At 52.3% G+C, this 14635-nt stretch carries 11 protein-coding genes; 3 read left to right on the top strand and 8 right to left on the bottom strand.

Going from position 1 to position 14635, the window contains the following annotated elements; translation table 11 throughout:
* The 3 genes from HGH92_RS19490 to HGH92_RS19500 form a co-directional block, all read right to left on the bottom strand.
* On the bottom strand, nucleotides 1–1710 hold the full coding sequence (locus tag HGH92_RS19490; RefSeq protein WP_168872426.1) for a RagB/SusD family nutrient uptake outer membrane protein: 1710 nt from the start codon (nucleotides 1708–1710) through the stop codon (nucleotides 1–3).
* Between the two features lie 12 nt (nucleotides 1711–1722).
* The gene (locus HGH92_RS19495; protein ID WP_168872427.1) at nucleotides 1723–5121 is read right to left on the bottom strand and encodes a SusC/RagA family TonB-linked outer membrane protein; all 3399 of its coding nucleotides are present in this window, start codon (nucleotides 5119–5121) and stop codon (nucleotides 1723–1725) included.
* A gap of 294 nt (nucleotides 5122–5415) precedes the next feature.
* Complete coding sequence (locus tag HGH92_RS19500) at nucleotides 5416–6411, bottom strand: FecR family protein (RefSeq protein WP_168872428.1); 996 nt, start codon at nucleotides 6409–6411, stop codon at nucleotides 5416–5418.
* A 184-nt stretch (nucleotides 6412–6595) separates the two neighbouring features.
* On the opposite strand from HGH92_RS19500, the gene HGH92_RS19505 reads away from it, so the two are divergent.
* A complete protein-coding gene (locus HGH92_RS19505) occupies nucleotides 6596–7156 on the top strand; it encodes an RNA polymerase sigma-70 factor (RefSeq protein WP_211092717.1) in 561 nt (186 codons plus the stop codon).
* Nucleotides 7157–7218: 62 nt separating this feature from the next.
* The gene (locus tag HGH92_RS19510; protein ID WP_168872429.1) at nucleotides 7219–7761 is read left to right on the top strand and encodes a GNAT family N-acetyltransferase; all 543 of its coding nucleotides are present in this window, start codon (nucleotides 7219–7221) and stop codon (nucleotides 7759–7761) included.
* A gap of 42 nt (nucleotides 7762–7803) precedes the next feature.
* Here HGH92_RS19510 and HGH92_RS19515 read toward each other — a convergent pair whose 3' ends face one another.
* Complete coding sequence (locus HGH92_RS19515; protein ID WP_168872430.1) at nucleotides 7804–8151, bottom strand: hypothetical protein; 348 nt, start codon at nucleotides 8149–8151, stop codon at nucleotides 7804–7806.
* A gap of 174 nt (nucleotides 8152–8325) precedes the next feature.
* On the bottom strand, nucleotides 8326–8595 hold the full coding sequence (locus tag HGH92_RS19520; RefSeq protein WP_168872431.1) for a hypothetical protein: 270 nt from the start codon (nucleotides 8593–8595) through the stop codon (nucleotides 8326–8328).
* A 455-nt stretch (nucleotides 8596–9050) separates the two neighbouring features.
* Here HGH92_RS19520 and HGH92_RS19525 point away from each other — a divergent pair, with 455 nt between their 5' ends.
* Entirely contained in the window at nucleotides 9051–9656 is a 606-nt protein-coding gene (locus tag HGH92_RS19525) for a hypothetical protein (RefSeq protein WP_168872432.1), read from the top strand.
* Between the two features lie 51 nt (nucleotides 9657–9707).
* Here the strand turns inward: HGH92_RS19525 and HGH92_RS19530 are convergent, their stop codons facing one another.
* From HGH92_RS19530 to HGH92_RS19540, 3 genes are all read right to left on the bottom strand, one after another.
* Nucleotides 9708–12173 (bottom strand): YfhO family protein, encoded by a 2466-nt coding sequence (locus tag HGH92_RS19530; RefSeq protein WP_168872433.1) that lies wholly within the window; start codon nucleotides 12171–12173, stop codon nucleotides 9708–9710.
* Nucleotides 12174–12260: 87 nt separating this feature from the next.
* Nucleotides 12261–13799, bottom strand: coding sequence for a DHA2 family efflux MFS transporter permease subunit (locus tag HGH92_RS19535; protein ID WP_168872434.1), 1539 nt, complete (start codon nucleotides 13797–13799; stop codon nucleotides 12261–12263).
* A gap of 30 nt (nucleotides 13800–13829) precedes the next feature.
* Nucleotides 13830–14567, bottom strand: a complete 738-nt coding sequence (locus HGH92_RS19540; protein WP_168872435.1) for an SDR family oxidoreductase — start codon at nucleotides 14565–14567, stop codon at nucleotides 13830–13832.
* Nucleotides 14568–14635: the final 68 nt, after the last annotated feature.

Below are 14635 nucleotides of genomic sequence, written 5' to 3' on the forward strand. Positions count from 1 at the left end.
TTACCAGCCCTCATTTTGTTTTAACTGAGTGTTACGCAGGGTTTCGTCTGTGGTGATGGGGATAACGTACATCGCATTACGCCACAGCCGGTCTTCCACTTTAAAGCGCTCATAGCGGTAGCCGCCCGGTGCGGTGGCGTCGGCGATGGGCTTCATGCCCCAGATGTTTTTTTCGGTGTTCTCTGCGATCTTCCAGCGGCGCACGTCCCAGAAGCGGTGGTTCTCAAAGCTCAGTTCTATTCTCCTTTCGTTACGGATGCGTTTACGCATATCGGCCTGTGTCAGTCCGGCGGGCAGTGGTGGCTGACCGGCACGGGCACGTATCAGGTTGACGTATTTGGTGATATCTGCATTACCGGGATCGTATTCGTTGAGTGCTTCTGCATAACTGAGATAAAACTCCGCCAGCCGGAAAAAGATGCCATGCACATCGCGGCCCGGGCCCTGGTTGATGGTAATACTTTCGTTGGCCAGTTTACGGCAGTAGTAACCGGTACGGCTATGGTCTGTTTGTGTGCTTTGTTCGTCTTTCCCTCTTTCAAACGTTTCTATTTTCCTTCCTTTCCAGGGGGCGCCGTTGTAGCTGATATCAGTATAGAACCTTGGATCACGGCCTGCATAGGGCTGGGCGGGATCATAGCCGGAAGCAGGATCGCTGATGGGCAGGCCATTGGCCATTTCGTAGTCGTCCACAAGGTTCTGTGTGGGAGCGCAACCGGACCAGCCGTTGCTGCCATAAGGGAAAATGTAGCGGTCATAGTCCTGGTTGGTTTCTTTCATCCGCACCCAGATGACTTCCGGGCTTAGCAGGGTGTTACTGGTGAACATGGTCTGCCTGTCTGCCAGCGTGTTTTCCAGCCGGTAGGCGACACCTCCCTGCGGTGTCTGGAGGTCTATCACTGCTTTGGCTGCTGCGGCGGCTTTGCGCCATTTTTCCGGATCGGAGGCGGTGTTGTTGGAGCTGATATCGGCAAGGAATCCGTTTTTGCCGGCGATGGCCCAGAGCGGGCTGGCGCTGTACAGCAGCATGCGCGCTTTGAGCGCCAGGCAGGTGCCTTTGGTGACGCGGCCTATCTGCGTGGAGGAATAGCTGACAGGCAACCGTTTCATCGCTTCATCACAATCGGCCAGTATCTGGTTGATGCAGGCGTCGTAGGCGCTGCGTGGCTGGTTAAGGGCTTTCTGGTCGTTCTGGTCGATCGTTTTGGTAACGATGATCACGCCACCGAACTGACGTACCTGCTCTGCCAGGTAATAAGCCCGCAGGAAATATACTTCACCGATGCGGTTCTCCAGCGAGCCGGGATTGTTGGCGTCATCAGGGGTTTTATACTGCGCAATGCCTTCCAGTATGGCGTTAGCCTGACGGATAGCGACATAGTTATCGCGCCACGTATTGCCGATAGGGTTATTGTTGCCGGACCAGGAGCCGTTGTTAAAGCTCATGGAAGCCATCCAGTTGGAGGCGTCTTTGGCCTCGTCTGTGCCGGATGACATGGAATAACCGCCGAGGTACGTATAGGCGCCGCGCAACCGGGAATAGAGGTTGTTGACCACCTGGTCCGTCATCGCGAAATTGGTGAAGATGTCTTTGTCCTGTTGCTGGGTGGTGGCGGCCCTGTCAAGAAACCCTTTTTTGCAGGCGCTGAAAGTAAGGGTGGCCACTACACAGAAGAACATGATTTTTTTATAGAGAGATGGATATTGCATAACGTTCATTTTTTAGAATCTTACATCGATACCGAAATTCCAGATGCGCTGAATAGGATACATGGCGCCGTTGCCATCACCGATTTCAGGGTCTACCTGGTAATCTTTCAGTTTGTCCCAGGTGAAGAGGTTCATACCGTTGGCGTATAAACGAACATAGGAGAGGCCCACCTGTTTTACCCAGGTTTTAGGCAGCTGGTAACCTATCTCCGCGTTTTTGAGGCGTAGATAACTGGCGTCTTTTACCCAGAAGGAAGAGCCCCGGTGGTTGTTGCCGTTGGTATTGCTGTGCAGGCGCGGATAGGTGGCGGTGGCAGCTGTCTCCGGTGTCCAGCGGCCCAGGTGGAAGGGCTTCACTTTACCACCCTGGAAAAATTCATACACCGCTTCGTTGTTGAGCATTACATCGGTATGGGCGGCACCCTGGAACAACAGGGACACGTCGAAACCTTTGTAAGCCGCTCCCAGTGTGGCGCCGAACATGATCTCCGGCGTACGGGCGTAACCGATAGCTGTTTCATCGAAGTCTGACTGGATGAAGTCGTACTCTTTGCCGGTAAGTTTCTTGTATTTGAAATCACCCGGGCCATAGGCGGAGAAGTTCTGGAAAGGGCTGTTGTCTATATCGGCCTGGTCTTTAAAAAATCCTTCAGAGATAAGGCCGAATTTGGTGCCGATTGGGTGACCGGTGCGTTTCATCCAGGGATAGGCCCGTGCCACTTCATCCTGGTACACGATGTTGTTACGGGCGAAAGTGACATTGGGTTTGATGAAGTAATGCACCTGGCCGATAGTGTTTTCGTGGCTCAGCTCCAGCTCAAATCCTTTGTTGTCCACAATACCGATGTTCTGTGCTTTGATGTCCTGACCAAATACATCAGAAAGAGTGTTGCGGCGGATGAGGATTTTGCTTCTGCGTTGGGTGAACAGATCGAGGGAGATACCCAACAGGTTGTTCCAGAAACGTGCTTCGATGGCCATATTAGCCTGACGGCCGCGCTCCCAGGTCACGCCGGGGTTGCCGATGGCTCCCTGTTGCCAGCCGTTGGCCTGACTGGCATTGGTGCCAAAATAATACTGGCTGCCGCCACCCCAGGAAGTGAACCAGAGGAACCGGTCGCTGCCTGCCTGGTCGTTGCCTACCTCACCATAGGAGCCACGTATTTTCAGGAAGCTGATAGCTGAAATATTGTCTTTGATAAATGGTTCTTCAGACAATACCCATCCGGCGGAGATGGATGGGAAAAAGCCGTAGCGGCTTTCTTTGGGGAAGTTTTCAGAGCCCTGGTAGGAGGCGCTGAACTCCAGCAGGTATTTCTGCATGTAATTGTAGGTGCCGCGAAAGAGCAGTGACTGGTATGCTCTCGGGATGGATGACCCGTTTTCGTTGAGGCGGCGGTTCCAGAGTACCATGGCGGTGGCTTCATGGCGGCCAAACTGCCGGTTCCAGTTGGCGGTAGCTTCAAGGTAGGTGCTGCGGTTGGCGCCGCCGCCGTTGAAGGAACCGTTAGGGTCTATTTTGGTGTCCTGGCCGGACTGTTTATAGCTGGTGATGTTGCCCTGTGCATCGTACAGTGGTTCAAATACGGCGTAGTTGCGGGTGTAGGAGGCAGAGGGTGAATTGGTGTTGTCGTACGAGAAAGAAACTTTGGCCGTCAGGTTTTTGGTGATGATGTCCAGTTTGCGGGTGAGGGCAAAAGTTCCCTGTACGGTATTGTTATACCAGCGGCGGTATCCTTTCTGTGACAGTTCCCCGAGGATGTTGGACTGAAAGGTGCCGTTTCCCCAGAGGGAGCCGTCAGGGTTCACGATCGGATAGATGGGCGCCATGCGGTTGGCCAGGTTCATGATGGTACTGGCAGAGTTGTTGCCATCGCGGCGGTCGGTCATGATACCGGCAATGTCTACACGGGCGGCCAGGTCGGGAGTGATGTCTACGTCTACATTGGCGCGCAGGTTGTACCGTTTCATGTTATTGTTGCCGGTGTAGCCGTCCTGGTTTTCTTTGGTGTGGGCATAAAGGCCGTCCTGCACGTTGTAGCCGGCGGAGATGAAGTAACGCGCGATGTTGTTGCCGCCGCTGACGTTGAGGTTGCCCTGCGCTACGGTGGACGGTTTCATGATGAACTTATAATAATCGGTGTTGGGCAGTTTCCCGCTTTTATAGCCGTCCAGCTGCGCCTGTGTGAACGCTGGCTGGGCGCCGTCATTTTTCAGTGCTTCATTGAGCAGGGACGCATAGTCGTAGGAACCGAGATATTGCGGCAGGCGGGTGGCTTCGGTGATGCCTGTGGATGCACGGAAATTGACAGAGGGGGCGCCGGCCTTGCCTCTTTTGGTGGTGATGAGAATGGCCCCGTTGGCGCCGCGCATGCCCAGTACGGCGGTGGCGGCGGCATCTTTCAGGATGGTGAGTGTTTCGATATCGTTCGGGTCTACGTAGTCCATGGGTCTTTCGATACCGTCTACCATGATGATGGGGGAGGCGCCGTTAAGCGTGCCTACGCCGCGGATGTACAGGTTGCTGGCATCTACGCCGGGCTCGCCGCTTCGCTGGGTGGTGATAAGGCCGGGAAGGCGTCCTGCCAGCGCGTTGGTGAGGTTGGACACGGGGCTTTGCACCAGTTCCTTGGTGCTGATGGAAGCGATGGCGCCGGTAACGGTAGCTTTTTTCTGTTGACCGTAAGCCACTACCACTACGTCTTTCAGGCCGAGGCTGGAGGGCATCATGGTCACATCGGTTTGATTGGAGGCGGATATTTCCACTTCCCTGGTTTCATAACCGATGAAGGAGAACACCAGTGTTTTCATATTGGCGGGCACCTGTATGCTGTAGGTGCCGTCGCTTTGTGTTTGTGTGCCTCTGCTGGTGCCTTTTACCTGTACAGAAACGCCTGGGAGTACCACGTTGGTTTTGTTTTCCATAACCGAGCCGATAATGGTGCGCATCGCACCGTTGCTGCCCTGGGAGGCCGGACGTACCGTGGTATCCGCGGTGTGGCTGTTTTGTTCTGACGGGCGAAAAATGATGATGATGTTGTCTGACTGCCGGAAGTGCAGGTAGGTGTCAGTCAACAGCAGTTCCAGTGTTGTTTTAACGCTGCGGGTACCTTTAGGCAGACTGACATTTTTGTACAGGTTGACCTGTTCCGGCGGGTAGGCGAGGCGGAAGCCTGACAGGCTTTCCACTTTGCCGAGCGCGCTTTTGAGTGTTTCATTTTTGAGTGTCAGGGTGATTTGTTTGGTAGAGATGTCCTGCGCCCTGCCGGGAGAGGCAAAGAGGACGGATGACAGTAACAGGATGCTGAGCAGCGCCAGGGTGATGGTTTTTGCCATGTGCCGGACTTGGCGGAACATACAGGGCAAGAGTGTGGCAGTCAGCTGTGTGGTCACAGCTAAGAACTTGTGCATAACGGGCATTCTTTTAAAATTGTTAGGAAATAGGTAGCCGTTAACAGCAGGATGTGCTGTTTCGACTGTCAGCTTTTTTCAGGCTGATAAAAGTTTTTTTACTTCAGAACGTGTTGTTTGATGGTGATCAATGTGGTTTCATGCGATGTAGATTTTAGTGATGCATAGAATCAGTAACGGCGCACTGGTGGCTGTTGGTGATGCTAAATTGATTTAGCAAACAGGGCGTACTTTGTCCTTTTAACTTTTTACAGTTATCAATTTTGGTTTTGAATGATGTGTTTTATCGTCGTCTTAGCAGCCTTTGCCTTTTATGAGCACGTCGCGGCCGTTTTCTATTTGATACGTGGCGTTTCTGACACCGCAGATCACATCGAGGACTTCTTCGAGTGATTCGGTACCTGCAAATGATACACGGACAGGGCATTGTTTTAAAGCGTCATCACTGAATTGTATGTTCACTTCATAACGTTTACTGAGTGTATTGGCGATAGTTTCAAAAGTAGCGTTTTCAAAAACCATCTCGTTGGTGGTCCAGTTGGCCCGGGCTGCCGCATTCACGGCTTCCTGGCGCGCTGCGGCATTTTTTATATTGTAAACGATTTGTTGGTCAGGTGTTAATACGGCCAGTACTTTGGTGCCGTCTTCCACTTTTACTTTTCCTCGTGTAACCGATACCGTTATTTCCGCCTGTTCCGGGTAAGCGCTGATATTAAACGCGGTGCCTAATACGGTTGTTTTCAGTTGACCGGTATTGATGACAAACGGCTTCCCGCTGTCGGACCGGATATCGAAATAGGCTTCCCCCAGCAGCGTCACTTCCCTTGACTGGCCGTTGAAGTGCTCCGGCACCACGAGGCGGCTGCCACGGTGCAGCACCACTGTGCTGCCGTCAGGCAATGTCAGGTAACGGTCAAAATTCGTTTGTCCGTCGGCGTAGCGCCGTACACTGACAGTGGTACGGTCGCTGTTGCTGTACCACCAGTGGCCTGCACCAGCCAGTACCAGTATGCTGGCCCAGATAGCGGCATAACGCCACCATTTGCTCATGGTACGTTGCTTCACCGCCTTCAGCGGCGGTGCAGCGGGCGTGGCCGACAACCGGGCCCTTAATGCCTGCAGCTGTCGCCGGGTGAGTTGCCTCGCTGCCTCGCTTTGCGGGTCTATCACTTCATCAGGCAGGTCCTGCCCGAGCGTGGCGTACCAGCCTTCCAGTATTGTCAGCTCTTCTTCAGTACAGGCGCCCTGACTATATTTCTGTAACAGTACATACAAATTTTGTTCATCCATAGCGGTAATGATGCGACTGGCTATAATAAATAACACCAATTTAATCTGTTGCCGTTATCCCGTCGGGAAATTTTTTTTCAGGATAAGCAGGGAGATAACAGGGATAAAACACAAGTGAATAATTATTAGATTTGATAAAAATCGTATAGCCATCGAACCACACGCGGAAAATACCGATACAGCCCTGCTCCGGTCCTGGCAAAACGGCGATGAAAAAGCCTTTGACCAGCTCTATGCCCGTCATTATATCAGGCTGGTGAACCTGGCCTGTAAAAAGACAGGGAATATGGAAGCATCACAGGAACTGGTACAGGACGTGTTCCTGTCACTCTACCGCCAACAGTCACGGTTACCCGAAAATACTGTCCTGGAAAACTACCTCTTTATTGCCACCCGTAACCGTATCTATAACTATCACCGGCAACAGCTTTTGCAACTGAAGAAGGAAGCGCTTCTCAGGGAGCATTATATGCCTGCGTCCGGCATTGGGCCTGACAAACTGGAGCTAAAGGAACTGGAAATAAAGCTACGCCGTAAAATCCAGCAACTGCCCGACCAGTGCCGCGCCGTTTTCCTCCTCAGCCGCGAAGAACAACTCTCCAATAAGGAAGTGGCCGAACGGCTGCACATCTCTGTGAATACCGTGGAACAACACATGCGCAAAGCGCTCCGCATCCTCAGGGCTTCTATCAATGATGAACTGATTATGATGCTGATCGCCGTAACAATGATTCACATGATATAGGCCCGTTCGCCCTGATTGGCCCGCTGCTCAATGAGAAAATAATCAAATAAAAAAATAACAAAATGACTGTCGATCTTATCGTAGCTGAACTGAAAGACGTAGAACTGCTGCATCACGTATGCACAACGGCTTATACACAACATTTCACCAATCAATGGGAAACTGCCGCGGCGCTGGAGCGCTATCTGGGCGGCTCTTTTTCTGTAGACCGCCTGACGAAGGACATTCAGGAACCAGGCACCGCTTATTACCTGATCTATGCTGACGGGGAGCCTGCCGGTTTCGTCAAACTCAATGACCAACTGAAAGAAGCCGGCCAGGCTTCTCTTTATCCTAACGCAATGGAACTGGAGCGTATCTATATGCTGGCTGCTGCCAAAGGCACCGGCGTGGGTAAACTGGCGATGGAGAAGATAGAAGCGATTGCCCGGGAAAAACAAAAATCAGCCATTGTACTGTATGTAGTAAATGTCAACGAAACGGCAATCCGGTTTTATGAGCGGAACGGGTTTGTCAAAACGGGCAAGACAAGACTGGAACTGGACGGATTTAAGGAAGAGGTGAAACCCACCACTATTATGTCTAAAACATTGTCTGGCCTGTGAAACCAGGCCTGTGGTAATACCTGATCGGGAAATTATCTGAAATTATTTTTTGGCCGCTGCTTTCTTTGCTTTGGCTTTTTTGGGAGGGCGCTGGCTGATTTCATTCAATGCCAGTGTCATTACTTCCTGCGGCGTCACATAGAGGACAGCGGCCAGTTTCACGCATTCGGCGATTTTCATCAGCTGCGGCTGGGCCAGTTTTTTAGAAAGGGTGGCTTTGTTGAAACCGGCGTCTTTGGTTAGTTCGGTATGCTTAACGTACGTCAGCAACGTTTCGAAGTTATAAATGCCCGGGTCCAGGCTTCTTTCCTTTACCGGAAGCGCGGCTTCAGCGATTCCCCTTTTGATCAATCCGGAAAGTGTATGTCGTTTTGATTCTGGAATTTCCATGCAGGGTGCTCAGTTTCTCAAATTAACTGAGTTCTGATTTTTATTGCCCTTACTGTTTATGTAATTGTGTTAATTGTTTATAAAATCGTATATTGTGTTTACGTTTTTGACTTTTATTCACCAAAACACACGTCTGGATGGAGGTAACCGTAAATCTGGAAGGGAACAGGAAGCTCAGGAGGATTTTTTATGCATCTGGTTAAGCGCCAGTGTCATAATAACCTGTGGCGTCAACCCAAATGCTTTAGCTAACAAAATACATTCTTCAATTTTTAATAACCCGGGATTCATCAGTTTTTTGTACAGGGTGGACTTGTGGATACCTACCGCCGTTCCTACGGTGGTCATTGGAATAATATCATAGATACCTCTGAGGTCCTTAATCTGACCTCCTTCTATCAGCGTGCGCACTGCCTCAAACCTGGGATCTTTTCCTTTTGCCATTTCTGAATGTTTCGGATGGGAAAATACATCTCATGGGGTTATTCTGCTGTTTGTTATTCTTAAATTGACTATAGTGAATATGAAATAGCATTTATAGTTTATAAAAATGACTATTTTTTTCTCAACACTTATGGTATACCAATAATCAGTCCACTGCCATATGATTTCCCTCAAATCATTACCGCAATGGAAGATCCTTTTTACGATGATCATGACGGCTCCTTTAAATGGTTCATCATTGTATTCGTGTTCTTTATGGTGCTGCTCTGGACTTTTGCCTGGATGGGCACCGAACAGTAGTTCCAAGGGTTAAAACCAGCGTGAGGCACTGTTTCTACAATCTGCCTCGCCATCTCAACAAATACATAATCCATTTAAACGGCGGTGGTGTCTACCACTGCTACTTTTTTAGACAGGCAGGGTTTATCTTTGCCTTTGTCAAACACCTGCCGATAATGCAAACCTCCGAATACGACAGCGCGCCAACCCGTGCTACAGCATGGTTTTGGGTACCCGGACTGTTTATTACATTCCTGCTGGCCAATTCCGTATTGGGCGCCCGCCTGCGGGAAGGACAGTGGCATGACCCCGTGAATCTGACAGGTTCCCAAACCATTATTTTCGGATGGTGTTTCCTTGTCTGGCTGGTGGCCGCTTATGCGGTACAAACCCACTACGTGCCCCGCTGGCTGAAACTGGCCGGCACGCTATGCATCGCTGCCATGGTCTCTGTGGCTTTTTATTATCTCTCGCCATTTGAAGATTTCCCCCTGGCGCCTATCCGCCAGCAACCACTGGGAAGGGCACTTTTCAGGTTGAGTTACCGGGGTGTATTAGTGGGGATCTTTGTATATCCGGTGGTGTATTACCTGGCCGCTGCCCGTAAACTGGCGGCGGAAAAGCTGAAAGTGGAAAAGCAGGAGCGGGCATTGCTGCAAATCCGGGCCACCCGGCTGGAAGCCCTGCTGGCGGAACGCACGGCGGCACTGGAGAAAACCACCGCTGAACTGGAACAGGCGCGGCAACAGCTGGCCGAAAACAATGCTTCCAACAAGTCCTGACGTAGTAATCTGACTACAACAGGCCGGGGACCACCTCCCCGGCCATACCTTTTACCGGCGGAGACGGCGCCAGCTTTCCCACAGCAGTCCCCCGGCCACCATGGCCAGCAACACCCACGAAGAAACAGCGGCAATCCTGCGGCCGGTGATAAACGTTTTCGGACGGAATTCAAACGTAATGTCATGTTTGCCTGCAGGCACCTTCAACCCGCGCAGGGCATAGTTGACCCGGATAATATCCGTTTCCTGCCGATCAATATAAGCCTTCCAGCCAGCGGGATAATAGATGTCGGAGAAAACAGCCAGCCCGTCATGGGCATTGTGACTGCTGAAATGCAGGTCGTTCAGGCCGTACTTCGTTAGTACAATACCAGCGCTGCTGTCTTTTGCCGGCGCCAGACCGCCCACCTGCGCCTGGAAACGGCGGTCAATCACCACCGTATCGGCCGGATTAAAATGGTCCATGGCGCTCATCTCTGCATCTGCATTGGCGGCCCAGTGGATACCGTTCACAAACCAGGCATTGCCCAGCGCCTGCGGGTTGAACTGCGCTACCGGCTGACCGGTTGACGGGTCGGACGCTATGATGTAACGGGTGTTCAGCATATTGAGCACCGCCCGGTTGTTTTTGGCAATCTGATGTTCAATCAAATCCTGGTAAATCCACAGTTTAGCCGGACTTTGGCCACCAATGGACTTATGCATGTATGAGGTATTGGCATCGAGGAACGGATTGGTAGTGGCGTTCAGTACCCGGAAATAAGGGGTTTTGTCCTGAAGGATTTTTTCATCGGCAGCAGTCGGTGAAATATAGGTCGCCAGCCGGTCAGGATTCATAAAATTCTCTTCGTTCAGATAATTTTTATCTACCTGGAACAAATCAAACAACACAACGGCAGTGAGCACTATCAGCGCAGGCGCGGCTTTCAGCTTGTCTTTGAGATAGGCCCACATCACTCCATACGCTATCGCGATGAGGGCCAGCGCACGGATGCCATCGCGGAGAAGCAGGCTGCTACGGTCTTTCCTCAGCGCCGCCATCAACGTGTTGGCCGCCTCTTTACTGCCCAGCATCTGCGTGTACTGTTGCAGAATGGTAGCATCATTAGGACCACTGAAAGAATAGATGAACGGTCCGAAAACAGCCACGCCGATAACAAGTCCACCGGTGATGACCGCTGATTTTTGTAAGGCCTGCATCAGCTGCGCTTTGGGCAGCTTGTTGTCCGTCAGCTCCTGCAATGCCCAGCAGGCCAGCACTACAAAGCTTACCTGCACAATCACCAGCGCCATGGTAGGTGCTCTGAATTTGTTATATAACGGGAGATGATAGAACAGGAAGTTATTGAAAGCTGCGAAGTTATGGCCCCAGCTGATCAGGATGGCGAAGACCGCTACAGCTACCCACCACCATTTATGCGGACTACGGATGATCATCAGCGATAACACCGTCAGCAAACAGATGATGACGCCGAGGTATACCGGTCCGGCCGTCATGGGTTGCCCTGCCCAGTACAACGGCCACCGGCGGCTGTTGGCCAGCTGTTCTGCCTGTACGGCGGGTACGCCCAGCGTTGTCAGGGCTTTGTAGGTGTTGGAATGGACGGACAGCTTTTCCGCGGTGGAATTGCCCACCACGCCAGGTACGAGCAGGGTAAACGTTTCACCCGGGCCATAACTCCACTGGAAGGCGTACTCCACATCTAAACCGGACTGCCCTTTGGCTTTGCCGCTCAGTTCAGATTCGCTGCCGCGGATGGTATAATGCGTGTATTCCTTTAATATCAACAGGTTGTCCATGTTGGGCAGTATCGCCAGTATGGCTGCCACTGCCAACAGCGCCGAAGCCTTAAAAAATGCGGGCAATTGTTTCGCCCGAAGGGCAAAAACAAACGTACTGATCACCAGTCCCACCACCATGATCAATGTGTAATACGTGATCTGCAGGTGGTTGTTATAAATCAGCAGACTGGTGGCGATGGCTGTTAAACACGCGCCGGCCATCCACTTCCCGCGATAGGTGAGAATAATGCCTGCTAAAACAGGCGCCATATAGGCCATGGCCATCACTTTGGTGATATGCCCCGTTTCCATGCTGATGACGCTGAACGTGGCAAAACCATAGGCAATGGCGCCGAGGATTCTTATCCAATAACGGAAATCGAGCACGCACAGCAACAGGTACATGCCCAGCATATTGACAAACAGCATGTCTGCCGGGTTGGGCAGCCAGAGCGTGAACAGCTTGTTGAGATACCAGATGGCGGTCACCGGCGGACCGGTGAAGATCACGTAGGTGGGCATGCCGCCAAACATGCTGTTGGTCCACATCGGTATTTCTCCGGTCTTGTTGTAAAAGTCCAGCGCTTCTTTTTGCATGCCCTGGTGGTGCATCATGTCTGACTGGAACAGGGCTTTTCCGTCCAGCACGGGACTGCAAAAGAGCAGGGCAAGGCCCGCAAAAAGCGCTATGGCGGCTACATGCAGCCAGAGGGTTTTCATCCGGTTGTTATTCATTGTTGATATTTTCGTACCGGCGTTAATGCCGGACGGGCGTCAAAATAATGAATTTGTATGACCGGCGAAAATCCGCACAGGATAACGTTAGTGGTCCATCGCCACTACCGGACGGCTGTTCTTCTTCCGGTTAGATGCCACCAGCAGCAGCGGTAGTGAAACCAGGAATACCAGTCCCATCACGAGGAACGCATCACTGAAACTGAGCAGCATTCCCTGCCGCGTGATGCTATGATCGAGCAGCTGCACGGCCTGTTGCCGCGCATGTGACGCGGAGGCGCCCTTGCTTTGGAAAAACTGCGTATAGCCGTGCAGGCGGTTATATACGGCGGGGTTGGACGGATCGAGGTGGCTCACCAGGTCGTAACGGTGCTGCGCATTGCGTTTGGCCAGGTAGGTGTTGATCAGGGCGATGCCGAAGGAGCCGCCCAGTTGCCGCATCATGTTGTTGAGTGCCGCTCCCTGCGGTATGTCGGTAGGTGCCAGCGAGGATACCGCCAGTGTGGTGAGGGGCACTGTCATCAGCGCCATGCCCAGCGCGCGCCATATCAGCGAGCTGCTGATGGCGGCCGAGGTGGCGTTCTGGTTCAACTGTGACATTTGCCAGCTGAAGAGGATGAACATGCTCATGCCGGCGAGGATAAGATACAACGGCGACAGGCCGCGCTGTAACAGGCCGGCGCTGATCACCAGTCCGCCGATGGCGAGGAAAGCGCCGGGCAGTAACAACATCCCTGTTTGCAACGGCGTGAAATAAAGCAGCCGCTGTGCAAATACCGGCGTCAGAAATACGGAGGCGAACATACCCGTGCCCGATATAAAGGTGAGGATGGCGCCTACGCTGAGGTTCCTGCTTTTTAACACACGCAGGTTTACTACGGGGTGGGCTACACGTAATTCCCACCAGATGAAAACGGCGATGCCGAATAGTGCGATGACGCTCAGCCACACGATGTACGCCGCTTCAAACCAGTCGTCTGTTTCACCGCGTTCCAGTACCGTCTGCAGTGCGCTCACGCCAACGGCCAGGAGGATAATGCCGGTCCAGTCGATACGGGTGGACTGTGTTTGCTGCGGTGGCTCGTCCAGGAGCAGGTAACAGACAAAGGCAACGAGTATACCAATCGGTACATTGATATAGAATATCCATGGCCAGCTGTAAAACTCTGTGATGTAGCCACCGAGGGTAGGACCGATGGTGGGGCCAACGAATACGCCTATCCCAAAGATGGCGCTGGCCACGTTCTGTTTTTCTTTCGGAAACTGGCGGAATACGATCACCTGTGATACCGACAGCAGGGCGCCGCCACCGATGCCTTGCAGGAAACGGAAAATTACCAGCGTCCAGATGCTGGTGGCTTGTCCGCACATAAAGGAAAAAAACGTAAAAGCCAGGATAGAACCGATGTAGTAGTTGCGCTGGCCCAGTCGGGCCGCGAGGAAACTGGTGATGGGGATGATGATCACGTTGGCGATGGCGTAGGCGGTGATCACCCAGGAAGTGTCTTCCAGGGTGGCGCCGAGGTTGCCGCTCATGTGCGACAAGGCCACGTTGACGATGGAAGTGTCTATCAGTTCCATGATGGCCGCGGCAATGACCGCGACCACCAGTAGTTTACTTTTCATACCGATTGGTATATTATATGGCGAAAAAAATCAGGAACGGGCGTTCACCGTTTGCAGGGCCTGTGCCGGTGAAGTGGATTGCAGCAACTGCCATACCTGCCGGGTTTGACCGATATGGATTTCGTACTCGTCATTTTTGAGAGCCTCCATGAAGCCGGCGGCCACTTCCCGGGGCGAAATGCCTTTCTCGCCGCCGATTTCGCGGGAGAAGTCGGTGTTCACCAGGGGCGGCATCAGTTCAAATACACGTATAGGCGCCACCGATACCCGCAGTGATTGCGTGTAGGAGTGGAGCGCCGCTTTGCTGGCCGCGTAGGTGGGCACCGCGGTGAAAGGCACCAGCGCCGTGACGGAGCTCACATTCACGATCGCGGCTTCCGGCTGTTGCTGCAGCAATGGCAGCAAATATTCCGTCAGTTGCAGGATAGCCAGATAGTTGGTCAGCATTTCATCTGCTGCTTTATCGATGGCCCGGGCGCTGTTGCTCAATGCATAAGCATATGCTTTACCCGCATTGTTGATGAGCATGTTCAGCTGCGGGTATTCCTGCTGCAATGTTTTTACCAGCGCTTTTACCTGCGTGTCCTTGGTGACGTCGCATACCATGGGAACGAGACCTGGCGTGCCTGCTGCGGCCTGCTGCAGCCGTGCTTCATCCCTTCCGGTGATGATGACCGTGTTGCCCGCTGCTGATAATGCCTGTGCCAGTGCCAGTCCGATGCCGGCACTGCCTCCGGTAATTAATACCGTGTTACCTTCTGTTTTCATGTTATAATCATTATACCAATCGGTATATTTTAGAATAAAAAAATATCCAAATAAAAAATAATCAAATC

The organism is Chitinophaga varians (genome assembly GCF_012641275.1).
In the GTDB taxonomy this organism is placed as follows: Bacteria; Bacteroidota; Bacteroidia; order Chitinophagales; family Chitinophagaceae; genus Chitinophaga; species Chitinophaga varians_A.

Excerpts from the sequence above, each read along its gene's own strand:
- HGH92_RS19490 (WP_168872426.1), bottom strand. The coding sequence starts at position 1,710 with ATGCAATATCCATCTCTCTATAAAAAAATCATGTTCTTCTGTGTAGTG.
- HGH92_RS19495 (WP_168872427.1), bottom strand. The coding sequence starts at position 5,121 with ATGCACAAGTTCTTAGCTGTGACCACACAGCTGACTGCCACACTCTTG.
- HGH92_RS19500 (WP_168872428.1), bottom strand. The coding sequence starts at position 6,411 with ATGGATGAACAAAATTTGTATGTACTGTTACAGAAATATAGTCAGGGC.
- HGH92_RS19510 (WP_168872429.1), top strand. The coding sequence starts at position 7,219 with ATGACTGTCGATCTTATCGTAGCTGAACTGAAAGACGTAGAACTGCTG.
- HGH92_RS19515 (WP_168872430.1), bottom strand. The coding sequence starts at position 8,151 with ATGGAAATTCCAGAATCAAAACGACATACACTTTCCGGATTGATCAAA.
- HGH92_RS19520 (WP_168872431.1), bottom strand. The coding sequence starts at position 8,595 with ATGGCAAAAGGAAAAGATCCCAGGTTTGAGGCAGTGCGCACGCTGATA.
- HGH92_RS19525 (WP_168872432.1), top strand. The coding sequence starts at position 9,051 with ATGCAAACCTCCGAATACGACAGCGCGCCAACCCGTGCTACAGCATGG.
- HGH92_RS19530 (WP_168872433.1), bottom strand. The coding sequence starts at position 12,173 with ATGAATAACAACCGGATGAAAACCCTCTGGCTGCATGTAGCCGCCATA.
- HGH92_RS19535 (WP_168872434.1), bottom strand. The coding sequence starts at position 13,799 with ATGAAAAGTAAACTACTGGTGGTCGCGGTCATTGCCGCGGCCATCATG.
- HGH92_RS19540 (WP_168872435.1), bottom strand. The coding sequence starts at position 14,567 with ATGAAAACAGAAGGTAACACGGTATTAATTACCGGAGGCAGTGCCGGC.